General features: G+C 63.9%; 22 protein-coding genes. 8 read left to right on the top strand and 14 right to left on the bottom strand.

The annotated features are described in order from the left end of the window. Positions 1 to 87: 87 nt before the first annotated feature. The 3 genes from nadA to nadC are packed head-to-tail and all read left to right on the top strand — an operon-like array spanning position 88 to position 3,690. Positions 88 to 1,227 carry a quinolinate synthase NadA gene (gene nadA, locus VOI18_RS11025; RefSeq protein WP_416374878.1) on the top strand — a complete coding sequence of 380 codons (1,140 nt, stop codon included), beginning with the start codon at positions 88 to 90 and terminating at the stop codon, positions 1,225 to 1,227. Positions 1,228 to 1,232: 5 nt separating this feature from the next. Continuing rightward, a complete protein-coding gene (locus tag VOI18_RS11020; protein ID WP_323762464.1) occupies positions 1,233 to 2,828 on the top strand; it encodes an L-aspartate oxidase in 1,596 nt (531 codons plus the stop codon). 10 nt (positions 2,829 to 2,838) lie between these two features. Then, positions 2,839 to 3,690, top strand: coding sequence for a carboxylating nicotinate-nucleotide diphosphorylase (nadC, locus tag VOI18_RS11015; protein WP_323762463.1), 852 nt, complete (start codon positions 2,839 to 2,841; stop codon positions 3,688 to 3,690). Between the two features lie 19 nt (positions 3,691 to 3,709). On the opposite strand, the gene VOI18_RS11010 is transcribed toward nadC, so the two are convergent. Then, a complete protein-coding gene (locus tag VOI18_RS11010; RefSeq protein WP_323762462.1) occupies positions 3,710 to 4,123 on the bottom strand; it encodes a hypothetical protein in 414 nt (137 codons plus the stop codon). Further along, positions 4,120 to 4,698: a phosphoribosyltransferase gene (locus tag VOI18_RS11005; protein ID WP_323762461.1), complete on the bottom strand. Its 579-nt coding sequence runs from the start codon at positions 4,696 to 4,698 to the stop codon at positions 4,120 to 4,122. Before VOI18_RS11005 ends, VOI18_RS11010 begins: the two co-directional genes overlap by 4 nt. A gap of 97 nt (positions 4,699 to 4,795) precedes the next feature. Here VOI18_RS11005 and VOI18_RS11000 point away from each other — a divergent pair, with 97 nt between their 5' ends. Beyond that, positions 4,796 to 5,806, top strand: a complete 1,011-nt coding sequence (locus VOI18_RS11000; protein ID WP_323762460.1) for an alpha/beta hydrolase — start codon at positions 4,796 to 4,798, stop codon at positions 5,804 to 5,806. Positions 5,807 to 5,813: 7 nt separating this feature from the next. Here the strand turns inward: VOI18_RS11000 and VOI18_RS10995 are convergent, their stop codons facing one another. The 6 genes from VOI18_RS10995 to VOI18_RS10970 all read right to left on the bottom strand — a co-directional run bounded on the left by VOI18_RS10995 (position 5,814) and on the right by VOI18_RS10970 (position 11,558). Then, positions 5,814 to 6,455 (bottom strand): hypothetical protein, encoded by a 642-nt coding sequence (locus VOI18_RS10995; protein WP_323762459.1) that lies wholly within the window; start codon positions 6,453 to 6,455, stop codon positions 5,814 to 5,816. A 163-nt stretch (positions 6,456 to 6,618) separates the two neighbouring features. Next, entirely contained in the window at positions 6,619 to 6,957 is a 339-nt protein-coding gene (locus tag VOI18_RS10990) for a hypothetical protein (protein WP_323762458.1), read from the bottom strand. A 102-nt stretch (positions 6,958 to 7,059) separates the two neighbouring features. After that, complete coding sequence (locus tag VOI18_RS10985) at positions 7,060 to 7,530, bottom strand: response regulator (RefSeq protein WP_323762457.1); 471 nt, start codon at positions 7,528 to 7,530, stop codon at positions 7,060 to 7,062. Between the two features lie 10 nt (positions 7,531 to 7,540). Further along, positions 7,541 to 8,500: a sensor histidine kinase gene (locus VOI18_RS10980; RefSeq protein ID WP_323762456.1), complete on the bottom strand. Its 960-nt coding sequence runs from the start codon at positions 8,498 to 8,500 to the stop codon at positions 7,541 to 7,543. Positions 8,501 to 8,527: 27 nt separating this feature from the next. Then, positions 8,528 to 10,852: an ATP-binding protein gene (locus tag VOI18_RS10975; protein WP_323762455.1), complete on the bottom strand. Its 2,325-nt coding sequence runs from the start codon at positions 10,850 to 10,852 to the stop codon at positions 8,528 to 8,530. A 235-nt stretch (positions 10,853 to 11,087) separates the two neighbouring features. Continuing rightward, entirely contained in the window at positions 11,088 to 11,558 is a 471-nt protein-coding gene (locus VOI18_RS10970) for an NUDIX domain-containing protein (protein WP_323762454.1), read from the bottom strand. 185 nt (positions 11,559 to 11,743) lie between these two features. Between VOI18_RS10970 and VOI18_RS10965 the strand changes: the two genes are divergently transcribed. Further along, positions 11,744 to 12,733: a calcium/sodium antiporter gene (locus tag VOI18_RS10965; protein ID WP_323762453.1), complete on the top strand. Its 990-nt coding sequence runs from the start codon at positions 11,744 to 11,746 to the stop codon at positions 12,731 to 12,733. Between the two features lie 12 nt (positions 12,734 to 12,745). Here the strand turns inward: VOI18_RS10965 and VOI18_RS10960 are convergent, their stop codons facing one another. The 4 genes from VOI18_RS10960 to VOI18_RS10945 form a co-directional block, all read right to left on the bottom strand. Continuing rightward, on the bottom strand, positions 12,746 to 13,801 hold the full coding sequence (locus VOI18_RS10960) for an SDH family Clp fold serine proteinase (protein ID WP_323762452.1): 1,056 nt from the start codon (positions 13,799 to 13,801) through the stop codon (positions 12,746 to 12,748). Beyond that, complete coding sequence (locus tag VOI18_RS10955; protein ID WP_323762451.1) at positions 13,770 to 15,296, bottom strand: hypothetical protein; 1,527 nt, start codon at positions 15,294 to 15,296, stop codon at positions 13,770 to 13,772. The genes VOI18_RS10960 and VOI18_RS10955 overlap by 32 nt, the downstream gene beginning before the upstream one ends. A gap of 169 nt (positions 15,297 to 15,465) precedes the next feature. Further along, complete coding sequence (locus VOI18_RS10950; protein ID WP_323762450.1) at positions 15,466 to 16,479, bottom strand: serine hydrolase; 1,014 nt, start codon at positions 16,477 to 16,479, stop codon at positions 15,466 to 15,468. 106 nt (positions 16,480 to 16,585) lie between these two features. Beyond that, a complete protein-coding gene (locus VOI18_RS10945) occupies positions 16,586 to 17,299 on the bottom strand; it encodes a DUF4197 domain-containing protein (RefSeq protein ID WP_323762449.1) in 714 nt (237 codons plus the stop codon). Between the two features lie 148 nt (positions 17,300 to 17,447). Between VOI18_RS10945 and VOI18_RS10940 the strand changes: the two genes are divergently transcribed. Next, the gene (locus tag VOI18_RS10940) at positions 17,448 to 18,653 is read left to right on the top strand and encodes a DUF418 domain-containing protein (protein WP_323762448.1); all 1,206 of its coding nucleotides are present in this window, start codon (positions 17,448 to 17,450) and stop codon (positions 18,651 to 18,653) included. A gap of 162 nt (positions 18,654 to 18,815) precedes the next feature. Here the strand turns inward: VOI18_RS10940 and VOI18_RS10935 are convergent, their stop codons facing one another. Then, positions 18,816 to 19,217 carry a dihydroneopterin aldolase gene (locus VOI18_RS10935; protein WP_323762447.1) on the bottom strand — a complete coding sequence of 134 codons (402 nt, stop codon included), beginning with the start codon at positions 19,215 to 19,217 and terminating at the stop codon, positions 18,816 to 18,818. Continuing rightward, positions 19,214 to 19,981, bottom strand: coding sequence for an SDR family oxidoreductase (locus tag VOI18_RS10930; protein WP_323762446.1), 768 nt, complete (start codon positions 19,979 to 19,981; stop codon positions 19,214 to 19,216). The genes VOI18_RS10935 and VOI18_RS10930 overlap by 4 nt, the downstream gene beginning before the upstream one ends. Between VOI18_RS10930 and uvrC the strand changes: the two genes are divergently transcribed. Both uvrC and VOI18_RS10920 read left to right on the top strand, forming a co-directional pair. Further along, entirely contained in the window at positions 19,980 to 21,881 is a 1,902-nt protein-coding gene (uvrC, locus tag VOI18_RS10925; protein ID WP_323762445.1) for an excinuclease ABC subunit UvrC, read from the top strand. The two genes, VOI18_RS10930 and uvrC, sit on opposite strands and share 2 nt — an antisense overlap. A gap of 10 nt (positions 21,882 to 21,891) precedes the next feature. After that, positions 21,892 to 22,476: a hypothetical protein gene (locus tag VOI18_RS10920; RefSeq protein WP_323762444.1), complete on the top strand. Its 585-nt coding sequence runs from the start codon at positions 21,892 to 21,894 to the stop codon at positions 22,474 to 22,476. The last annotated feature ends 59 nt before the right edge of the window (positions 22,477 to 22,535 follow it).

Below are 22,535 nucleotides of genomic sequence, written 5' to 3'. Positions count from 1 at the left end.
ACCGGTGTCACGGTTAAGCTCATTTCGAGCATAAGCCGCGTTCCGGGTGATGGCCCTCCAGCCATCGCCTCTTTTCAGACCCTGGATATGCTCGATTTGAGCAAAAGTGAGGGAAAAATGGACCGGATGAACTTTGACGGCACGCTTGTGGCCTTTGATCAGGATCGGCCTGAACTCGCCTATACCGACGAGGTCAAGGCCGCGACGGACCATCTCTACGCCAAGGTCAGCCATGTCGTGACGCCGATGGAGTGGCCGGCCAAGGCCCCGCTCATCCACGCCATCAACCAGCTGAAAAAAGAAAAGAACGCGGTCATCCTCGCCCACAATTACATGACGGCGGACATTTTCCACTGCGTTGGCGACCTGATGGGCGACAGCCTGGCGCTGGCCCGCATGGCGGCACAGAGCGACGCCGACATCATCGTCCAGGCCGGCGTCCACTTCATGGCCGAAACCGCCAAGGTCCTGGCCCCGGAAAAGACCGTCCTCATCCCCGACACCCGCGCCGGCTGTTCGCTGGCGAGCTCGATCACGGGCGAGGATGTGCGCCGCATCAAGGCCGCCTATCCCGGCGTGCCGGTGGTGACTTATGTGAACACCTCGGCGGACGTCAAAGCGGAATGCGATATCTGCTGCACCAGCTCCAACGCCGTGCAGGTGGTCGAGAGCCTGGGCAGTGACACCGTCATCCTCCTGCCCGACCAATATCTGGCCAAGAATGTCGCCGCCCAGACCGATGTCAAAATCCTGACCTGGGCCGGCGCTTGTGAAGTCCATGAGCAATTCACGGCCCAGGACATCCAGGACCTGCGCGACGCCCATCCCGGCGTGGTCATCATCACCCATCCGGAAAGCCCGCTGGAAGTCGTTCAGGCCGCCGATTTCGCCGGCTCGACCGCCGCCATGGCCGACTGGGCCAAGGATAGCGGTGCGAAAAAGGCCGTCCTTCTGACCGAATGCTCGATGAGCGACAATGTCGCCGCCGACGTGCCCGAGGTCGAGTTCATCCGCCCCTGCAATCTGTGCCCGCACATGAAGCGGATCACGCTGGAAAACATCTATGACTGCCTGCGTCTGGAACAGCACGAAGTGACTGTCCCCGACGACGTCATCGAAGGCGCCCGCGCCTCCGTCCAGGCCATGCTGGACCTGCCCAAGCCGGCCAAGCCTGCCAGCTTTGACCCGACCAAGCCGGAAAAGCGTGTAGATCTGGTTGTGATCTGAACCCGATGACCCGCCCCACCCTTATTTGCGGCGCCGGCATCGCCGGTCTTTGGGCGGCACTGAAGCTTACCCCGCGGCCGGTGATCCTGTTGACCGGTGCGCCGCTGGGTGAAGGCGCGGCGTCGGGTTGGGCGCAAGGCGGGGTGTCGGCGGCGCTGGCTGGCGATGACACGCCGCACCTGCATGCGCGGGACACGATTGCGGCGGGCGCCGGACTGGTGGATCGCAACGCGGCGCTGGCTCTGGCGACGGGGGCGGCGGCAGAAGTCGCAGAGCTGGCAGCGCTGGGCGCGCCGTTCGAGCGGGATGGTTCTGACTGGTCGCTGTCGCGCGAAGCGGCTCACTCCCGGCACCGGGTCGCACGGGTGAAGGGCGATGGCGCGGGCGCCGCGATCATGGCGACCCTGATCGAGGCGGTTCGCACCGCTGATCATATCGTGATCCGCGATGGCTGGAAGGCGGTCTCCCTGCTGGGTGACGTGAACGCCTGCACCGGTGCCATTGCGCAAGGCCCGGATGGCCAGATTCAATCCCTCGAGGCTGACACCACCCTGCTCGCCATGGGCGGCGCCGGCGGCCTGTTCGCGCTGACCACCACACCGGCGATCGCGCAAGGCCAGGCCATGGCCATGGCAGCCCGTCTGGGCGCCGTGATCCGCGACCCGGAATTCGTGCAATTCCATCCGACCGCGCTCAATGCCGGTCTCGATCCGGCGCCCCTGTGCACCGAAGCCCTGCGCGGCGAGGGGGCGATCCTGGTCGACAAGACCGGCCACCGCTTCATGAAGGCCATCCACGCCGACGCCGAGCTGGCCCCGCGCGATGTCGTCGCTCGCGCCGTGCATCGCCAGAACGCGGCGGGAAAAGGCGCTTTCCTCGATTGCCGCGAGGCTGTGGGCGAGGCCTTCCCGGAGCGTTTCCCGGCGGTCTTCGCCGCCTGCCAGCGAGCCGGCATCGATCCGCTTATAGAGCCGATCCCGGTTGCCCCGACGGCGCATTATCATATGGGCGGTGTTGCGACCGATGTTGATGGTCGCACCTCAGTCCCCGGCCTGTTTGCGATCGGCGAGTGCGCCGCCACCGGCCTGCACGGCGCGAACAGGCTGGCGTCGAACTCGCTGGCTGAGGGGCTGGTGAGTGCGGCGCGGTTTGCCCGTGTTGCGCCTCCCCTGCCTGCGGGGGAGGTGGCGGGCGGCAGCCCGACGGAAGGGGGCTTGGTCGTGGCGGACTCCCCCCCATCGACCTCGCTGCGCTGGCCCACTTCCCCCGCAGGCGGGGGAAGCCCCAGCTTGCCACCCCTCGCTCTCCTGCGTCTGCGCCAGGCCATGTCGCGCCATTGCGGGGTAGAGCGGAGCGCGGCCGGGCTGAGCGAACTGGCGGTGCTGATCGACAGGATGCGGCGCGAGCATGGCGAGGCGGATGCGCTGGTCGCGGCGCGCTTCATCGTGACGGGTGCGCTGAACCGGCGTGAAAGCCGGGGTGGTCATTTCCGCACGGATTGCCCACAAACACTCGAGGAGGCGCGCCATAGCGCGCTGCGCCTCGACGATCTTGCCGCGCCGGAGCTGGCGCCCGCGGCCCTCACCGGTCCGGCTGAATAGGACGACCGCCATGCCCGCCATCCTGCCCCTGCCCCGCCATGTGGTGAACGACGCCGTGGCTCGTGCGATTGCCGAAGACCAGGGCGGGCGCGGTGATGTCACCTCGCTGGCCTGTATTCCGGCCAAGGCCGAGGCCAAATTCTATTTCAACGCCCGCGAAGCCGGTGTGGTCTGCGGCTTCCAGCCAGCGCTGGCGGCGATCTGGCAATGTGATCCCGAAGCCCTGGTCAGCCCGCAGATGGAAGACGGCGATACGGTCAAGCCAGGCGATGTGCTGATCTCGGTGACCGGCCGGGCCCGCGGCCTCCTCGCGGCGGAGCGCATCGCCCTCAACTTCATGGGGCGGATGAGCGGTGTCGCCACCCTGACCCGCGCCTATGTCGATGTGGTGAAAGGCACCGGCACCCGCATCGCCCATACCCGCAAAACCACGCCGGGCTTTCGTGCCTTCGAGCTGCAGGCGGTGCAAGCCGGCGGCGGTGCTCTGCATCGCTTCGGCCTGGATGACGCCATCCTGATCAAGGACAATCATGTCGCTGTTTGCGGCGGCGTGCGTCAGGCGGTCGAGGCCGCCCGCAAAAGTGCTGGCCACATGACGCGGATCGCCGTCGAGGTGGACCGGCTCGACCAGCTCGACGCCGCGATTTCAGCCGGCGCAGAAAGCGTCCTGCTCGACAATTTCTCTCTGGATGACCTGCGCGCCGCCGTCGCGGCGGCCAAGGGCAAGGTCACGCTGGAAGCCTCTGGCGGGGTCAATCTGGATACGGTGCGCGGCATTGCCGAAACCGGGGTCGACGTGATCTCGGTCGGCGCGCTGACCCATTCGGCGCCAAACTTCGATATCGGTCTCGACGAGGACTGATCGGGCTCGCGGCGGTCGCTCAGTCCAGCGTTTCTCGATAGGACAGCCAGATCAACAGGCCCATCACCACGGTCTGGTAAGTCAGGCTGATATAGCCTTGGGTCGTAAACATCTCGACGCCGTTGAAACCGGACATGAGCCAATCGGCCTTGGACAGGAATACCTGGGCACCATAGGCCGCCAGCACCCAGACTGAACGCCCCAGGAACAACCAGACGGCCACACAGGCCGCCGCGGCGGCGAGGAAGAAAACCGTGTCCTGAAACCAGCTGACCGAACGGATGAACGCGACCAGGTCCGGGTCGAGATATTGATGGCTGGAGGGCAGGATGCGGATGATCAGGTCGAGCGCCACATTCCACAGCACATAGCCTGTCTCCAACACCATCAGGCCCAGGGCCAGCCAGTAGGGCAGCGGCACGGTTGGCTTCATGAGGCGGTCACCCTTGCGCCACCCCCTGGGAGCAGGTCTTCCGGCAAGCCCTTGGCGGCCAGCTCGTCCGGGGACAGACCGCAAATCTCGTGCGGGAAGACCAGCCACTCGTCACTTTCGTGGACAAAATAATCCGGCGTCAGGTCGGTCGTATTGCGCAGCGGCTTGTAATAGACCGTGGCGATACGGGCATCGTCGGGAAAATTGCGCCGGCATTTGGCCCGCAACACCCTCAGCACGGCCGCGATCGAGCGCCCGCTGTCGTAGACGTCATCGACAATCAGCAAGCGGTGATCCGCATCCAGCGTGTCGACCAGATAACCCTCTCCATAGACCCGCACATTGCGTTCCTGCTGGTCGATGCCGGTGTAGGAGGCGGTCCGGATGGCGATATGGTCGGTCTCGAGGCCACAACGGGCGAGGTATTCCTGCACGGCAATGCCGACAGGCGCCCCGCCGCGCCAGACGCCGACGATATGGGTCGGACGAAAGCCGCTGTCGAGGATCTGGCGGGCCAGACGGAAGCTGTCTTCAAGGAGGCCATTGGCCGAGATGTAGTGTTTGGTATCGCTCATGGGGCAGAGACTTGCCCGCTTTGCCGCCGCAGCTCAACCATTTGCCACGGGCGCGACACATCCTAACCTGACCGCCTACCGACCGGGGAACCTGATCATGCACAGCGACCACACCCTGCCCAAAGGGCAGATGCACACGATATTCGTCGACAGCGAGGCGATTGCCAACAACCGGCTGGGAGATCCCCTGCGGCGCCGGGTCGATGTCTTTGTACCCGCCGGGCATGACGGGCAAGGCCTGCCCCTGCTGGTCGACCTGGTCGGCTTTACCGGTTCGGGCCTGGGCCATGTCGCGTGGAAGAATTTCGGAGAGAACGTGCCCGAGCGGGCGGACCGCCTGATTGCGACCGGCGTCATGAAGCCGGCGGTGATCGCCTTCCCCGACTGTTTCACCCGGCTGGGCGGGAACCAGTATGTCAACTCGGCGGCGATGGGCAATTGGGACGATTTCCTGATCGAGGAAATGCTGCCGGCCATCGAGAGCCGCTTCGGCTGTGGCGGCACCGGTCATCGCGGCGTGTTCGGCAAATCATCCGGCGGTTATGGCGCCATCATGCACGCCATGATGCATCCGGATATCTGGGCCGGCGCGGTGTGCCATTCCGGCGATATGGGCTTTGAGCTCTCCTTTGCCTCCGATTTCGCCCACACCCTGCGCCGCATCGACAAGCATGGCGGTACGATCCGCAGCTTCATGGAGGCCTTTGAAGCGGCCCCGAAAGTCTCCGGCGACGACCTGCATGCGCTGATGACCTTGGCGATGGGGGCCACCTATGACCCGGACCCGCGCGGTTATCTGGGCATGAGCCTGCCGGTCACCATGGACACGTGCGAGATCATCCCTGAACGCTGGGCGGAATGGATGAAATGGGATCCGCTGGAGATGGCCGACCGTCATGGCGAGCGTCTCAAACAGCTCAAGGCGCTGATGATCGATTGCGGCGATGTCGACCAGTACAACCTGCTCTATGGCGCCCGCCGCATGACCCGCAAGCTGACCGCCCTGGGTGTCGAACACCGCTATGAGGAATTCCCCGACACCCATTCCTCCATCGACTACCGGATGGATGTGTCGCTGCCCTTCCTGGCGGAGCGCCTGTCGCGCTAGCCCGGACCTACGCCTTGGGTCCGACGATCTCCGGCTGGCCGCCGCCGATCGCCCGGCTGAAACCGGTTGCCACGACCGCAATCAGCAAGCGGGCGATGATGGTGAAGAACAACAGCACGATCTTGTCGTCGGAGACGGCAAAGCGGACACCGGCGCGCCAGCGACCACCGATTGGCAGGCGGGCCAGCTGGTCTTCAACCCAATCGGCCGCGTCCAACAGGCTGTGCAACACGCCCTCCGCCGCGATCGAGATCACGGCCAGCATGATGATGGCCACGATGAAGGACAGGAAGAGCGTCGCCATCATCGACGAAACCTGACTGATCAGACCGGGTTCCTTGACCTTGTAGCGGTCATTGCCACCGGTCAGTGCCGTGAAGCTGCTGCCGACGAGCGCCAGCAGGATGCGGGCGATGACGGTGAAGATCAGCAGCACGATCTTGTCGTCGCTGGCGAACAGGCGGACGAAATTATTGTACCGGTCTTCCAGCGGGATGGAGGCGATCAGGTCCTCGATCAGGTCGGCCCCGTCCTGCACCCAGCTCAGCCAGTCCGCTGCGTAGAACCACAGCATGACCAGCATGACCATGGCCATGATCATCGACACGAAAAGTGTCGCGGAAATCTTGGACAGACGCGCAAGCAACATGATCTTCCCCTCGCCACCGCCCCGGACCGGCGACCTGTGGGCGGGATGTTAGCCGGAAACCGCGGCGCCGTCGCCTGCGGTCGCTTGAGGCGCGAAACAGCCGGGGTCGGAGTCGCGCATCACGACCGCTACCCCGGACTGTTCGAGTTGACGCTTCCGGTGTTTATCCGGCGATGATCTGGACGGTCAGCGCGCTGCCGTCGGCCGACCAGCCGTCGGTGACCCAGCTTTCGCCCGCCGTGAGGCTCTCATTCCACGGGCCGCAATTCTCGTTCGGACCGGTCTCGGTCATGACCTGGATGCACAGCTGACCCTCATAGGTCCATGTGCCGGTCAGGCCACGGCTGTCGCTATAGCTGCCATCGGCATTGAACCAGGCGTCAAAGGATTGCTCGCCGGCGGTCACGCGCACGGAGTGCCCGATGGCGTTGCTCATGCCCTCGGCCAGGGCCGGCGACGCCAACAGCGTACAGGCCAGACCGGCCACAAGAAGATGTTTCATGGTAATTCCCCGAATTGCGGATCACACAGACCCGACTTCGCCCCCCGGCAGAACCGGAGGCTAGCAAATTCGCCTGCACGGGGAAACCCGAATCAGATCCGGTCAGATATCGTCGGTATCGCCCTCGGTCGACGGTACTTCGACAATCTGCACCCAGTACTCGCCGATCGAATTGACCACCCGCATCAGCCGGTCGAGAGAAATCGGTTTGACGATATAGGAGGAAGCCCCCAGCCCGTAGCTGGACAGGATGTCATCCTCGTCCTTGGACGTGGTCAGCACGATCACCGGAATGTGGCGCAGCTCGGCATCGGCCTTGATTTCCTCAAGCGCCTCGCGGCCATCCTTCAGCGGCATGTTCAGGTCAAGCAGGATGATCCCCGGGAAGGGCGTTCCGGCGAGATCGGCATAGGAGCCGCGCCGTTTGAGATAATCGACCAGCTGCTCGCCATTCTCGAGAAAGTCGAGCGGGTTGCGCAAGCGCACTTCCTCGCACGCTTCCTTGAACAGCAACCTGTCATCCGGGTCGTCATCGACCATCAGGATGGTGAAAAGCCGGTTTTCGTCGCTCATGATGACAGCCTCAACCCGGTTGGAGCGTTGATTTGGGATCGTCTTGATACAAACTCGCCTTTTGGCGCGGCAAGATCAAGGTGAAGGTCGCGCCAATTCCGGATTCTCCGTGCGCAATCAACTGTCCACCGTGTCGGTGGGCAATCTTCCGCGCGATTGCCAGGCCGATACCGGTGCCCGGATAGGCATCGCGTGCATGCAGCCGCACCAGTGGCGCGAAAATGCGTTCGTTGTTGGCGGGATCGAAGCCGATCCCATTGTCCTTGAACCGGATTTGGGTGGTTCCGTCCGGTCCGGTCTCACGGTCCACCGACACCGCGAGCGGCCGGTCCTTGGCGGCATACTGGATCGCATTGCCAAGCAGGATCCGGCACAAGGCAGAAAACTGCGCCCGGTTCGCCCGGATGTCGCCCAGCTCGCCAAGCGCGACCTGACCACCACACGCCTCCAGCTCGGCTGCGAGGCCGTCCAGAACACCGGCGAGCTCCGTCCGGACCGGAAAAGCTTCGGTGACCAGCGCGCCATCATGGATGCGACTGTGCGCCGTCAACTCGTCGAGCAGGCCCTGCATGCGTTCGGCGGCATCGGCCATACGCTCGGCATAGCGGTCCTGGCGGGCATCGGCTGTCGACCCCAGGCTTTCGCGCAGCCGCTCGCCGAAGGTGATGATCTTGCGCAGGGGCTCGCGCAAATCGTGTCGTGACGCCACGACAAACAGGTTGAGGTCATCGACCCGCAATGCCAGCGCCTTGGCCGATTTTTGACGCTGCACGGACCGGCGGATCGCCACCACCGCGATTGCCACAAGACAGACCACCGCCATCGCACCCAGACCGAGCAGGACAAGGTCCGCCAGCTGCGGTCCGGGCGAAGCCAGAAGTGGCACAAGCAGGACCAGCCCGAGCAATCCGGCCGCGATACCGATACCGATCGGCGCATATCGCTCAAAGGCGGGGTCGGGGTCACTCATGGCCTGTCCTGGGTCGGCATGATCGCACTACATCACGCTGCCCTGCCGCACCGGCAGCAACAGTGTGAATACGGCGCCGGCATCCGGCTCACCCCAAGCGGTCAGTTCGCCGGCATGGCGTTCGGCGATCTTGCGACAGGTCGCCAGGCCGACACCGGTTCCGTCGAACTCGTCACGGCCATGCAGACGCTCGAACATGCCGAAAATCCGCTCCGCATGGCGCGGCTCGAAGCCGACGCCATTGTCAGCCACAGCGATGCGCGCCATGGCCCCGTTCTCGCCCACCTCGACGCTGCCTTCGATGGAGATGGAGGGCTGCACGCCCGGCCGGCGGAACTTCAGGGCATTGGCCAGCAGGTTGAGGAAGAGCTGGTGCATCTGCCCCGGATCCGCTTCGATTGCAGGCAGATCGCTGACCCGGATCCTCGCATCCTCGGCATTGATTCGCGGCTCGAGGTCGGACAGCACATCGGCAACAACCGCCGACAGGTCGACGGCGAGGAAATTGGTGGTCTTCGAATTGACCCGCGAATAGCTCAACAGGTCATCGATCAGCCGGCGCATCCGGGTCGAGGCATCGACCATGCGTTCCAGATAATGCCGCCCGGTTTCATCCAGCGCGTCATAGCACTTGTTGTTCAGGCGCTCGCCAAAGGCCTGGATCTTGCGCAGGGGCTCCTGCAGGTCATGCGATGCCGCGTAGGCGAATTCCTGCAATTCCGAGTTCGAGCGCTTCAGCTCCTGGGCGTAGCGGCGCAGGGCCAGCTCGTCACGCTTGCGGTTGGTGACGTCGCGGAAGGTGACGACCGCACCAATGGACTTGTCTTCGGGGTCGATCGGCGACGAGGCCGACTCGATCGGAATGGGCTGGCCGCTCTTTGTCCAGAACACGTCGCCATCCGGCGATTCCGCCGGCACGCCGGCGCAATGGATCGGACATTCCTCCCGCGGAAACAGCGACCCGTCGCGGCGAGAATGATGGACGATGGCGTGCATGTCCTTGCCGATCAGTTCGGCTTCGCGATAGCCCAGCATCGAACAGGCCCGCGGATTGATGAAGGTGATCACGCCGTCGCCATCGATGCCGTAAATCCCTTCGGCCGCGGTCATCAGGATCTGGGACAGCCGCTGATTGGCCTCGTGGGTGTCCTGGGCGCGGCGGCGGGTAATCGAGCGGTGGGCACTGAACAGGACAGCCAGCAGGATGAAGGACAGCGCCATCGCGACCGCGAACACCCGCAAGACGGCCCGCGCCTGGTTGGCACCGGCCATGGCCTCGGCCAGTTCCACTTCGGTGATAATGCCGAAATCACGGGCTGGATCCCAGTCCCAGGCCCCCATGACAAGAACACCGCGCACATCGCGATAGCCTTGCAGGTTGTGCCCCTGCCCCTCGGTCGTGACCCCCCGGGCTGCAACTGTCAGCGGCCAGTCGGCATAGGGACGGGCGGGAATGCCCCCCATCGTGACGTCGACGCCCGGATCGCGGACCTCGACATGCAGTATGGATGGATGGCCAGCGACCAGAAGGTCGGCCTCGACCAGTTCCTCGCCATAGCGGGTTTCGGTGAGCAGTCGGCCGTCCCGGTCAATGGCGAAGGTCTCGCCGGAGACGCCGGTCCGCCCGACGCCGAAGGTTGCGGTGTATTCCGAAAGGGGGTCAATCCGCAGCGCCAGATACCCGAGCAGCGCGTCGCCCTCACGCACGGCTGCGACGGCATACATGAGGATTTCCTCGGCAACCGCGCCCTCGATCGAATCGGTGACGTCCACCAGGTCGACGATATGCGGCCGCGTCAGAACCACGCCGGTCGAGGCCAGCCGGTCGGCATTGACCAGATCGAGCACCAGTGACGGTTGGCCCAGATCGTCATCCCGCATCGAGGCCAGGGTGGTCCCGTTCGGCGCGATCACGATGAAGCCGCGATACCCGTATTCCGTCAGCCAGGGCCCCAGCGTGTCGCGCAACCATTCCTGGTCCGGCGAGGCCGCCAGGGCGGCCGGGACGGGTGCGCTGGACAGTCCTTCCAGAGCGGAGCGCAAACGCCCGGTCTCGGCCCAGACGCGGGCATCATTTTCCCGCGATTGCGCCCACAATTCGAAGCGCTGCCGCGTGTTTCGCAGAACGGTTTCCAGTGTCCGCAAATTGGTTTCGCGGGCCGAGGACATCAACCGTCCTTCGCCGGCCATGACCGCCAGGGCAACGACGAATATGCAGGTCACGGCGACCAGGCCGGGCAGGACCTGACCCACCCAGCCATCGGTATCGGTCAGACGCTGAAGCGCCGATTTCGGCTCGTCATCGCCCGTCGAGGTTCGAAGATAGGTATCGCCACCTGGCGTCGTTTTCATTCGAATCGGTCCGGATAGAGGCTCCTGTCTCCCTTATCCTAGGGATTTTGCCGCACTTGTCCCCAATTGAAGCCACATTCAAGGCAAAATCTGGTCGACGGGTGTCAGCTGGCGTTCACACCGGGCCACCTAATGTCGTCAGCGTGCGCCCCGCGGTGTACCGGACTGACCGGCCCGATTCCCCTCGCTTCGTGTCAGTCAGATCCGGTACACCGCAACTCTCCGGATCGCGGGCCTACCAGGTGTCGGCAATCCCGGCCTCACCCAGAAATTCCGCGATCCGGGCGCGGGTCGCGGCTGTGGTGCCGGACGGCAGAGCCGCCGGGTCGAACCAGCCAGTTTCGGCAATCTCGCCGGCCGCGTCGCTCTCGCACGCCGCCCACTCCCGCACCACACAGACAACGACATGATCACCGCGAAACCGTTTGTGATTGGCATGGATGCCCTGGATCACGTCGACACCGTGCACCGCGACACCCGCCTCATCCCGCAACTCATGGATCAGTGCATCGCGAACGCTTTCCCCCCTTTCGACACCGCCGCCAGGCAGATGCCAACCGCCGACATAGGTGTGGCGGACCAGCACAATGTGTCCGTCTGCGCGCACCACAATGCCACGGACACCCAGCGTCGTACCGCGCGACAGGCGCCAGAACGCCTGCATGAATGGCCGCACAACGGGCTCGAAACGCTGTCGCCAGTTCATGCCGCAACACCCGCTAGCCAGTCCCGCGTCGGCGGGTTATGTACGGGGCCAATGCAAGCCGTTTTGGGGAATTTTCTCATGTACGCTCTGATCGCTATCGGCCTCGTGGCCGGCCTGTTCGGCCTTCTCAATCTCATCGAATACCGCCGCCTCGACTAGTCCGCGAACCGACGGTCCGCCAAGGCATGGGTGCTCCCGCTTATATCGCGCTGATTCTGGTCGGCATCATCTTCCTGCTGTTTGGCGGGGATTTGCTGGTCCGCGGCGGTGCGGCCCTGGCCCGCCTGTGGCGCCTGCCGCCCTTGCTGGTCGGACTGACGATCATCGCTTTCGGCACTTCGGCGCCGGAACTGGTGGTGTCGATCCAGTCCGCCCTGTCCGGCGCACCGGGACTGGCGCTTGGCAATATCGTCGGCTCCAACATTGCCAATTTCCTGCTGATACTCGGCCTGCCGGCGATGTTCGGCGCCATCGCGACGACCACGCCAGGCGTGCGGCGCAATGCGATCTTCGCGCTCGGCGCGGCGGTCATCATAATCGCCTTCAGCTGGGATCGCAGCATCTCGGCGACCGAGGGCTACATCCTGTTCGCCCTGATCATCGGATACGTTGTATTGCTGGCGGTCCTGGCCGGCGGCAAGACCGACGATCCGGCCATCGCGGAACTGACCGACCTGGAACACATGGACGGTCTGCCCAAATCCCTGCCAACCATTCTCGGCTCCCTGCTGATCGGCCTCGTGGGACTGCCGATCGGTGCCCAGATGATCGTCACCGGCGGCACCGCCGCTGCCGCCGACCTGGGCGTTGATGACGCAATCATCGGGCTGACCGCGGTCGCCTTCGGCACCTCGCTGCCGGAGTTGGCCACAGTGGTCATGGCCTCGGTCCGTCGCCAGGCGGATCTGGCCATCGGCAATGTGCTTGGCTCGAACATCTTCAACGTCTTCGCGGTCGGGGGTGCGACCGGCATTGCGACCTCGATGGCCGGCGCCGACCTGCCGGTACCGGAGTCCTTCTTCGGACTCGACTTCTGGGTGATGCTGGGTGCCAGCGTCGTGATTGCCGGCATCATCCTCGCCAAGCAACCGATCAGCCGCCTCCTCGGCGCGCTGCTGTTCGCCGGCTATGTCGGCTACATCGTGGTCCTCGCCCGGACATCGATGGGCGGTTAGTCCGATCCGCTGCTAGGCGGTCACCCTGAGTTTCAGTGCGCTGTCGCTCGACGCCGGACCATCGTCAGGCGTGGCCACAGCCGAAGCAGGAGGCGCTTTCGCCTCCCGTTCGATTTGCGTGTCGATCATCCGGATTCGGGCGTCCACATAGCCGAGCACCGATGCCGGACAGGGAGAGACCGCATTCAGCCCCAGCGCATCGATCGCTTCGGACATGTAGATCGGTCGGCTGTGGGACCACTCGCCCGATGCCAGGAAACGCGCCACATCCGGCTTTTTGCCACTTCGCGTGTGATTGGGGTGGATGATCTTTTCCGCGTGATCGAGCGCGAAACTATCGAATTTTTCGGCCTCATACATCGCCACCAGAAAGTTGGGCGGGATCGCAGGCAGTTTTTCATCGCCGCGCAGGGCTTGGAGATTTCGATTGGAAATTCCGCCATGTTGCGTATCGATCGGGCCGAGACACGCGGTCGGTCCCATCACGATCTTCTCGGCTGCCAGGGCGATTTTCGTTCCGCCCGACATCGCTATGTACGGAACATAGGCGACCTTCGGGCCTTCATAGGCATGGACTGCAGAGGCAATCAGCTGGGCCGCGAGCGAATAGCCTCCGAAGGTATGGAGGATAATGACCAGGGTCGGGAGCCGTTTCCGGCTTTTTAGCGCCATCAACGGGTGCAGGCTTTGTTGGGCCTGAATTGCCTGCTCGTGGGTGATGTACCGCGGCGCAGCCCGATCCTCCCATTGATCACCCAAATCACACACCAGATCGATGATGACCGCACCATTGCGATGGGATTTGCGGATATCTCGGCGAAAGGAGGCCAGGTCCTTTTCGGCTTGATGATAGCTGCGTTCGCGGGCCCGTCGGGTCTTGTCGAGGACGTCCGTCGGCAAGGTTCTGCCCCGTCGCATGGCGACCACGACAGCTAAGGCGACAGCAATGACCAGCACTGCCATGGCAGCCAACCCCATCGCCGCCAGTTCAATCCCATTGAAGTCCATGAGCCCTATTTCCCTCCGTGCGCCAAGCCTACCCGCCCCCGAACCAATGATGCCGATCACCGAGATAGAGCAGGTATCCGCCCATGGCGGACACCGTCATCAACAAGGTACCCGTCGCCGGAATGGCCCGCCCGAAACGACCGCTGAACACGTTGTAGAAAACCGTGGCGATCAGCTTCATCAGGATGAGCAAGACCAAACCGAGAAGGTACATCGCAGTCGGGATGAAAGCGGTATGCATGACCCAGAAATAGGGACCGAACTCAAGGCCCTCGCCATTCGGCGCTTGCCCCACCAGGACCCGCAAGGCTTCCACCGCGCTGACCTGGAACTCCGATCCGAACAATCCGATATACAGGCTGAGGAATGCGAGCCCGGCCGCGATGCCGATGTCAACGACAATGGCGACCAACACTTTCAACGAGGCCACGATATCTGAAGAACCGCGCCTGAAAGCGCCCCGGGTGGCAAACTGCAGGACCCGAATGGTCAGCATGAGTGTGAGGCCATCAAAAATCGCGTTGCACACAACCAGCTGAAGCATTTGTGGCAGAGGGGCCATCGGCTCCAGAAAGCTCCCCAGCGCAAGGGCGGAAAAAGTCAGGGCGAGCGACAGGCAGATGCCCAGCAGAAACAGAAAGACGGATGTCTGGTTGAGCGGGTCTGCGGTCTCGTCCTGATCGGAAAGCTCGTTGCTCGACAGGATTTGCGTTGTCGGGATGAGGGTTTGCAGGAACAGAAACATGAACAGCAGGATCGGAATCATCAACACAATGGTCTGCAGGGCATCCATGATCGGGATATCAAAGACACCCGCCACGAGAGGCAGGTAACTCTGCCACCACAACCACCCGAGAGCCCCGACAACCATGGACGTCACGACAAACACCCGGAACGTTCCGGCCCGACTGCTGGCGACCAGTGTCGGGACGTCGCCCAGCTCGTTCTGTCGCCGTTCGGCAAGTTCGATCCGCGCCTGGGTGTCCTGCTTCCGGCGCCTCAGAGTCCTCCGCTCTGCATTGATGTAATTCCGGCCATCTGCATCCAGGTCCCCGCGCGCGGCAAAGCTGTCCACCCGCTCTTTCCGGCGCTCGAGAAACCCAAGGTGCCGGACAAATCCAGCGTGCCGCGTGTCAAGCCTCACGCGCTCGATGAGGCGGTGGAGATTGCGGGCAAAAACCTGATTGAGAAACAGTGCGAGAACACCCAGACCGACAATCACGATCAACGGCACCATGTGGTCCCAGACGGCCTCGCTTCCGTATCCGATCCGGAAAATCAGATAACCGGTGCCAAATACGCTGATCACGATCCACGCGACGCTCTGGAAACTGCGGGCCCGTGCGGCCGTCCCTTCCGAGGCATTGCGTGTTGAATCGATAAAATTCTGCACGGCAGTGACCGGGATCCGAAAGAGCGACTCGGCGCTGGCATCGGCCCACCGGATTTCGATCCCGTCAGCAGCAGCCAGCCTTGGCATGGCGATTCCAACCAGGGTCAGAACGCATCCCATTACGCCAATGATGGCGAGCACATAGGTGATCAAGTCGGCCATGCCCCCCCCCGAACCGTCCGATCGTCGGCCCGCGACCGACAGCGGCGCAAAGGTTAACGCTGACAAGCGCGTAAGGCGAGTCGCTAAAATCTATCGTTGCGTTCGCAATGCAAACTATTGATTTTAATACAGGCGAAAGGCGTTACACCTCGCGTCAGCCTGACCCTGCTTATTCGCCACGCCCCTCACGTCGCACCCCGATCAGACGCCTCAGGAAGTCGCGGTCCGACCATGGCTCGTCTCGTGTCGCCCGGTCGTCGATGACGCCGCGGGTCATCCGTACGACCACCAGATCCATGGCCGGAATGACGTAAAGACGCTGGCCGCCAGCCCCGGCCGCAACGGCGACGAACGGGCGGGACCAGCCATCCGCCTCCGGGTCGATCAGCCACCAGCCGAGCCCGTATCCGGGATTGGCAGTACCGGGCTCGAACATTGCCGCCCAGACCCCTTCATCGCCCAGCGCGACATCGCCAAAGCGACCCTGTGCCAGCACGGCCTGGCCAAAACGCCCCCAGTCCAGCGCGGACATCCGCGCGCCTTCCGACATCGCCGGCTGCCCATCGACCGCCCGCCAGGCGTCGATCCCGATCCCCAGCGGACGCAGGAAACGGCGCAATAGATAGTCGGCCGGAGTCGGGTCAAGATCATTGACGGCGAGTTGCCGTCGCAGCACCTCTCCCAGCACTTCGAAATGGGCGGCGCCATACCGGAACCGCTCACCCGGGTCGAATTCCTGCCGGGTGGCAATGGCCCGCTGATAGCTGGGCAGGCGCCGGTTTCGAACGTTGACCGCAAGACCGCTCGATTGGTCGAGCAGGTGGCGGATCGTGACCGCAGACCGGTCCGGGTCGTCCGCCCACTCGCCCAGCAAGTCAGAAACGGGTTGGTCCAGCTCCAGCAATCCGTCCTGGACCGCCAAGGCAACCATCACAGGCGCAAAGCTCTTGGTGCCGCTGGCCAGCCACCAGCTGTCGTCGGGCTCAACCCCGCGGTCGTAGCGCTCACACACCAGGGCACCGCGATGGATGACAAGGAAGGCGACCCCGCGCGCGGCCACATGGTGGGCCCACCCGGCTTCACAATCGACTTCCAGGCGCGACTGCGCTCCAGCCTGCGGCAAGGCGAGTACGGCAAAGATGAACAGACCGGCCAGTCCGGCCGACAGGTGGCGCAACAACATCGACAGGCCCTCCCTCCAGACCGAGCCGGATCAGTCTGCCCGATCCGGCTCACGGCACCAGCCGGGTGCCGGTCAATTGAGTGTGAGGTCGCCGTGTCCCCGCGCGTCAGCCAAAGACCCGGCGCAGGATGGAGGTGGTCCGGTTGACCGGATCGCTGCGGATCGCGCGCTCTTCTTCACCGACATAGTGGAAGACACCGGCCATGGCGCGCCGGGACGCATCATCCGTCACCTGTTCTCGCAGGGACCCGCCACCTGACTGGCTCCGCATCAGTCGGCCCAGAAAGCCGCCCTGGCGGCCCAGCCTGTCCTCGATCGGCTGCAGCGTCCGGTAGGCCCCCGACGCCTCCAGCGTATCAGCCATGCGGGGGCGAATCAGACCATAGAGCGCGTCCGATGTCTGGCGTTCCAGGAAATCCGTCGCCGAACGGTCACCGCCGCGCACGATGCCGATCGCATCGTCCAGTGTGATCGAGCGGACGGCATCAACGAAGATTGTCTGCACCGCCGGCATGGCAGCCTCCGCCGCACGATTGAGCTGGCGCTCCAGATCGTCGAGCTCACGCGACAGGCCGACCCGGCGCAACATGCGCTGGACATCACGAACCCGGGACGGCAGCGGAATGCGGACCCGGGGATCACCGAAAAAGCCGTCGGTCTGGCCCAGGCGTGTCGTGGCGAGTCGGGCCGCCTGGCTGAGCGCCGCCCGGACGCCCTCGCCGGCCTGGCGTTCATTCAGACGGAACTGCCCGGCCAGGGCCGTCGACGGGGCCAGCAGGGCCAGTGAGCCAAGGCCCAGGATCAGGGAACGTCGGTGCATGGTAATCTCCGGTCAAGGTGACAGAGTGTTGCACAAGGATGCGCAAGCGAACACTTTGTCGGTAAGGGGGAATTGCACATGGCGGCGTCCCCGCGACAAACATGGCCCGGACCGCTAGTCTGCGCGCCATATTCCGAGGGGGAACACAATGTCAGCTCCGAGAATCGACCGTCTGGTCTCGATCGACGCACTGCGCGGCATCGCCGTGCTGGGCATATTGATGATGAATGTCCAGGGCTTCGCGATGACGCCCATGGCCTATGACGACCCGACCATGCAGATGGACCTGACCGGTGCCAACCTGGATGTCTGGGCGTTCGCGCACACCTTCTTCGCCTTCAAGTTTGTCACGATTTTCTCGACCCTGTTCGGGGCCGGCATCATCTTGATGGCCGGCGATGGCGAGAATACCGGCAAGCATTATCCGCGCATGCTGTGGCTGCTCGCGATCGGTGCCATCCACGCCTACCTGCTCTGGTGGGGCGATATTCTGGTCCACTATGCCCTGCTGGGCATGCTGGCCGTGATGGCCCGCCGCATGTCGCCGCTGAAGCTGGTCATCTGGGGCATCGTCCTGATCGGGGTCACCGCCTTGTTGATGGTCGGCGGCGGCTATCTTGGCGTGATGTTCGCCTCACCCGAAAGCGCCGCACAGGAGGCCGAGATGATGTCCGGCTTCCAGACCGGCATGACCGAGGCCTACCAGGCCGGTTATGTCGAACGCCTGCCCTGGAATGCCGGTTTCGCCGCCATCGGCCAGATCTTCTCGATGATCGCGCTTGGCCCTCGCACGCTCGGCCTGATGTTCATCGGCATGGCGCTGTTCAAGAGCGGCTTCCTGTCCGCCAGCTGGGGCCATGTCCGCTACGGCATCCTCGCCCTGATCGCCCTGCCGGTCGGCTGGTGGCTCTGCCACACCTCTACGACGACCATGATCGCCGGCGAGTTCGACACCCAGGCCATGGCTGACGGCAATGCCCTGACCTATGTCGGCAGCCTTGTCCTCGCCTTCGGTTATGCCTCGGCGGTGATGCTGATCGCCAAGATCGGCATCTTCAGCCTGATCGTGAAACTGTTCGCGGCGACCGGCCGGATGGCCTTCACCAATTATCTGTCGCAAACCCTGATCATGACCTTCATCTTCGTCGGCACGCCGGGTCTTGGACTGTTCGGTACGGTCGAACGGGTCGACCAGTTCAAGCTGGTCCTGATTGTGTGGGCAATCCAGCTGATCTGGTCGCCGATCTGGCTCCACTTCTTCCGCTTCGGTCCGCTGGAATGGCTGTGGCGCTCGCTCACCTATGGCGGGTTCCAGCCGCTGCTGAAAGGCAAGCCGACCGAGGCGACCGGGTAAGTTTCGCCGGACAATCCAAGTTGTCTTCCCTGATGGACGCCCCGCGAAAGCGGGGCGAAAGTCAGGGACCTATGTGGTCGCGACCACCTGGGTCCCCGCCCTGCGTCCCGCATACGCGGGACATCCGGCGGGGATGACAAAAACGGCGGGAAAACCCCCGCCTCAAACCTTCCGCCGGAACCGCGTCAGTCCGACAGCCGCCGCATCCGCATAGGCATCCACCTTGCGCGTCGTGACCTGGGCGGCGGTGACGACGGCGGGTTGCAGGGCGATATCCAGAACTGTCCCGCACAGGGTTTCCTGGAGGTCGAACTGGCGGGTCTCCAGCGCCTTGATGCCGTGCAGGATATAGTCGTAATCGACCACCGTGCCGATATCGTCCGACCCGCACCACTCCTTGGATACCAGGGTGATGACGTCGATCAGGACGCGTTGTTTGACGCCGCGCTCATAGTCATGGATGCCGATCTCGACATCCAGTTTCACGCCTTCCAGCCGGTAGATGAAGACATCCTCGCCCGACGCGCCGGCCAGGGCGTTCTCGATCACATTGTCCAGTCTCATGAGGCGTCGTCCTGCGGCGGATTGGCGGCGTACATCACGTCGCGATTGCGGGCGTCGAGATGCTGGCCACCATCAATGGTGATGGTCTCACCCGTCATCGACGGCGTCGCAAGGATGAAGCGCACCGCCCGGATGATGTCATCCGGCGTTGAGCCGCCGCGCATCGGATTCGTTGTGTGGGCGCGCGCGAACTCGGCGTCAGACTGACCGCCTGATGGCAGGGTGATACCCGGCGCGATGGCATTGACGCGGACGGCGGGGGCGAAGGCCATCGCCAGGGTCGTCGTGGCACCCAGAAGCGCGTGTTTGGACAGGGTGTAGGCGAAGAAGTCCGGATTGAGGTTGAAGAGTTTCTGGTCGAGCAGGTTGATCACACAGCCGGAGGCGCGCTCCGTGTGATGCGCCGCCATCGCCTTGGCCAGCAGGACCGGCGCCGCCGTGTTGATACGCCAATGGTCTTCCAGCGATTGCGGGGAGACGTCCTCGGGCCGGTCCATCTCGAAAATCGAGGCGGAGTTGATCAGCACGTCGATGCGCCCCACATCAGCCAGGAAGTCTTCGACCGCAGCGGTGTCGGCAAGATCAAACTGAACGGCCCGGGCCGAGCCTCCTGCCGCAACGATGTCAGCAGCAACGGCCTGTGCCTCGGTCGCCGAAGCATTGTAATGAACGATCACATGCCAGCCATCCGCACCGAGGGCGCTGGCGATTTTGGCACCCAGGCGCTTGCCGCCACCGGTTACGAGCGCAATCCTGTCCGACATGACTTCGCAAACTCCTCAATCCGGTGAGATAGATGACGCTTCCGCCGCGCCTGCGCAATCTCTGGCGGGCGCGAAACTCATTGCCGACCATGTCCGCAACCTGCCGCCCAAGCCGGGCGTTTACCGGATGTACGGCGAAGATGGCACGGTCCTGTATGTCGGCAAGGCCCGCAACCTGAAAAACCGGGTCTCCAACTATGCCAATGGCCGCGGCCATTCCAACCGCATCGCCCTGATGATCGGACTGACGCGCAAGATGGAGTTCGTGGTCACCCAGACCGAGACCGAAGCCCTGCTGCTGGAAGCCAATCTGATCAAGTCGCTGAAGCCGCGCTTCAACATCCTTCTGCGCGACGACAAGAGCTTCCCCTATATTTTGATCCGCAAGGACCATCCCGCCGCCCAGCTGACCAAGCATCGCGGCGCGCGCAAGGCCAAGGGTGATTATTTCGGTCCCTTCGCCTCGGTCGGAGCGGTCAACCAGACCCTCAACACGCTGCAAAAGGCCTTCCTGGTCCGCACCTGCAGCGACAGCGTTTATGAGGGCCGCTCACGGGCCTGCATGCTGCACCAGATCAAGCGCTGCGCGGGTCCTTGCGTCGATCTGATCGAGCCCGCCGCCTATGACGAGCTGGTCAGGCAGGCCACCGATTTCCTGCGCGGACGGTCGAATGCACTGCGCGAGGATTTGCAGACCCGCATGGCACAAGCCTCCGAAGCGATGGACTTCGAGACCGCCGCCAAGCTGCGCGATCGCATCCGCGCCATCGCCGCTGTGACAACTGACCAAGGCATCAATCCCGACGGCGTGGAGGAGGCCGACGTCGTCGCCGTGCACTCCGATGGTGGCAAGTCCTGCGTCCAGGTTTTCTTCTTCCGGGCGGGCCAGAACTGGGGCAACCAGTCCTTCTTCCCGCGCCATGACATGGAGGCCGAACCGGCCGAGGTGCTGGCTGCCTTCATCGCCCAATTCTATGACGACAAGCCGGCGCCGGCGCTGATCCTGCTGTCGCACGAGATCGAGGACGCCGAGCTGCTGGGCGAAGCGCTGAGCCTGCGCACCGAACGCAAGGTCTCCCTGCACACGCCGCAACGCGGCGAAAAGCGCAAGCTGGTCGAGCGCACCCTGACCAATGCCCGCGAAGCCCTCGCCCGGCGGATGGCCGAAAGCGCCTCGCAGACCCAGCTTCTGAAAGGCGTGCAGCGCGTCTTCGACCTGCCTGACCTGCCCCAGCGGATCGAGGTCTATGACAACTCCCATATCCAGGGCACCAACGCGCTGGGCGCGATGATCGTTGCCGGACCGGAAGGCTTCGAAAAGAACCATTATCGCCGCTTCAACATGAAGGGCGATGACGCCGCCACCAATGATGATTTCGCGATGATGAAGGCGATGCTCAAGCGCCGCTTCTCGCGCCTGCTGAAAGAGCGCGATGACGGCGCGCCGGTGCCCGATCTGGTGCTGATCGATGGCGGCAAGGGTCAATTGTCCAGCGTGATGGAAATCGCCGAGGAACTGGGCATTACCGACGAGACCGGCATCACCATCGCTGCCATCGCCAAGGGTCCGGAGCGCGATGCCGGTCGCGAAGCTTTCTACCTGCCCGGAAAACCACCCTTCAAACTGCCGATGAAGGACCCGGTTCTCTATTATCTCCAGCGCCTGCGCGACGAGGCCCATCGCTTCGCAATCGGCGGCCACCGGGCCAAGCGCAAGAAGCAGATGACCGACAATCCGCTCGACGGGATTGATGGCATCGGGCCGTCCCGCAAGAAGGCATTGCTGGCCCATTTCGGCTCGGCCAAGGCTGTACGCAATGCGGCGCTGGCCGATCTGGAGGGCGTTGACGGCATCTCCAAGGCCATGGCGCGAAAGATCCATGACTGGTTCCAGAAATGACGGAGTGCGCATGATGAACACCAGGATGACACCCCCGATGAAGACCGGTTTCGCCCTCTTCCGCCTCGTCCTCTGCCTGACCGGACCGGTCGCGATCTGGCTGTCCTGGCGCTGGACCGGTACGGCGGACGGGTTGGCGCCTTTCGACGGTTTCATGACCGCCGCCCGGGCTCTCGCCGGCTTTGGTGCGACGGCCTTCGTGATCGCCTGCGTGATCGCCCTGCTGCGGATCAGCGGCGACACGCTGATCGCCCGCCTCGCCCGCGCCGCCCACGCCAGCGGGTGGCTGGTCCTGTATCTGCTGATCATCGGCCCCAGCGCCTATTTGATCGCGCCCGTACTCGCGATCGTGGCGACGCTAGTGTACGACCTCCTGCGCCCCACGACCGGTGACGCGCTGTCAGCCAGCGCGCGCCCGATAGCGCTGATCGGTCAGGCCCTCGCGCTGACCGCCAGCGGCCTGCCCTTGATTGCGGCCCCCCTGGGCTGGATCAGCAGCGACATCGCACTCTACGCCTGGATCGCGCTCCTGTGGCTCGCTGCCGCCTTCACGCTTCATCGTTTCTTGCCGAAGCCCATGCAGGGTCACGGCTGAACCGGGATTGGGAGTGGCGGGACCCGCCGCGCCCTGTATGATCCGCCTGACCAACCCAG

Source organism: Maricaulis sp., assembly GCF_034670125.1.
Lineage (GTDB): Bacteria > Pseudomonadota > Alphaproteobacteria > Caulobacterales > Maricaulaceae > Maricaulis.
Note: the sequence above shows the minus strand (reverse complement) of the source record. Positions and strands in the feature narration are given on the sequence as shown.

What these genes read in the sequence shown, in the direction of transcription:
- VOI18_RS11000 (WP_323762460.1), top strand. Translation starts at nt 4,796, where the DNA reads ATGCACAGCGACCACACCCTGCCCAAAGGGCAGATGCACACGATATTC.
- VOI18_RS11005 (WP_323762461.1), bottom strand. Translation starts at nt 4,698, where the DNA reads ATGAGCGATACCAAACACTACATCTCGGCCAATGGCCTCCTTGAAGAC.
- VOI18_RS10935 (WP_323762447.1), bottom strand. Translation starts at nt 19,217, where the DNA reads ATGAGACTGGACAATGTGATCGAGAACGCCCTGGCCGGCGCGTCGGGC.
- VOI18_RS10930 (WP_323762446.1), bottom strand. Translation starts at nt 19,981, where the DNA reads ATGTCGGACAGGATTGCGCTCGTAACCGGTGGCGGCAAGCGCCTGGGT.
- VOI18_RS10970 (WP_323762454.1), bottom strand. Translation starts at nt 11,558, where the DNA reads ATGAACTGGCGACAGCGTTTCGAGCCCGTTGTGCGGCCATTCATGCAG.
- VOI18_RS10940 (WP_323762448.1), top strand. Translation starts at nt 17,448, where the DNA reads ATGTCAGCTCCGAGAATCGACCGTCTGGTCTCGATCGACGCACTGCGC.
- VOI18_RS10985 (WP_323762457.1), bottom strand. Translation starts at nt 7,530, where the DNA reads ATGAGCGACGAAAACCGGCTTTTCACCATCCTGATGGTCGATGACGAC.
- VOI18_RS11020 (WP_323762464.1), top strand. Translation starts at nt 1,233, where the DNA reads ATGACCCGCCCCACCCTTATTTGCGGCGCCGGCATCGCCGGTCTTTGG.
- VOI18_RS10950 (WP_323762450.1), bottom strand. Translation starts at nt 16,479, where the DNA reads ATGTTGTTGCGCCACCTGTCGGCCGGACTGGCCGGTCTGTTCATCTTT.
- nadA (WP_416374878.1), top strand. Translation starts at nt 88, where the DNA reads ATGCTCGATTTGAGCAAAAGTGAGGGAAAAATGGACCGGATGAACTTT.
- nadC (WP_323762463.1), top strand. Translation starts at nt 2,839, where the DNA reads ATGCCCGCCATCCTGCCCCTGCCCCGCCATGTGGTGAACGACGCCGTG.
- VOI18_RS10955 (WP_323762451.1), bottom strand. Translation starts at nt 15,296, where the DNA reads ATGGCCGACTTGATCACCTATGTGCTCGCCATCATTGGCGTAATGGGA.
- VOI18_RS11010 (WP_323762462.1), bottom strand. Translation starts at nt 4,123, where the DNA reads ATGAAGCCAACCGTGCCGCTGCCCTACTGGCTGGCCCTGGGCCTGATG.
- VOI18_RS10990 (WP_323762458.1), bottom strand. Translation starts at nt 6,957, where the DNA reads ATGAAACATCTTCTTGTGGCCGGTCTGGCCTGTACGCTGTTGGCGTCG.
- VOI18_RS10920 (WP_323762444.1), top strand. Translation starts at nt 21,892, where the DNA reads ATGATGAACACCAGGATGACACCCCCGATGAAGACCGGTTTCGCCCTC.
- uvrC (WP_323762445.1), top strand. Translation starts at nt 19,980, where the DNA reads ATGACTTCGCAAACTCCTCAATCCGGTGAGATAGATGACGCTTCCGCC.
- VOI18_RS10965 (WP_323762453.1), top strand. Translation starts at nt 11,744, where the DNA reads ATGGGTGCTCCCGCTTATATCGCGCTGATTCTGGTCGGCATCATCTTC.
- VOI18_RS10980 (WP_323762456.1), bottom strand. Translation starts at nt 8,500, where the DNA reads ATGAGTGACCCCGACCCCGCCTTTGAGCGATATGCGCCGATCGGTATC.
- VOI18_RS10995 (WP_323762459.1), bottom strand. Translation starts at nt 6,455, where the DNA reads ATGTTGCTTGCGCGTCTGTCCAAGATTTCCGCGACACTTTTCGTGTCG.
- VOI18_RS10975 (WP_323762455.1), bottom strand. Translation starts at nt 10,852, where the DNA reads ATGAAAACGACGCCAGGTGGCGATACCTATCTTCGAACCTCGACGGGC.
- VOI18_RS10945 (WP_323762449.1), bottom strand. Translation starts at nt 17,299, where the DNA reads ATGCACCGACGTTCCCTGATCCTGGGCCTTGGCTCACTGGCCCTGCTG.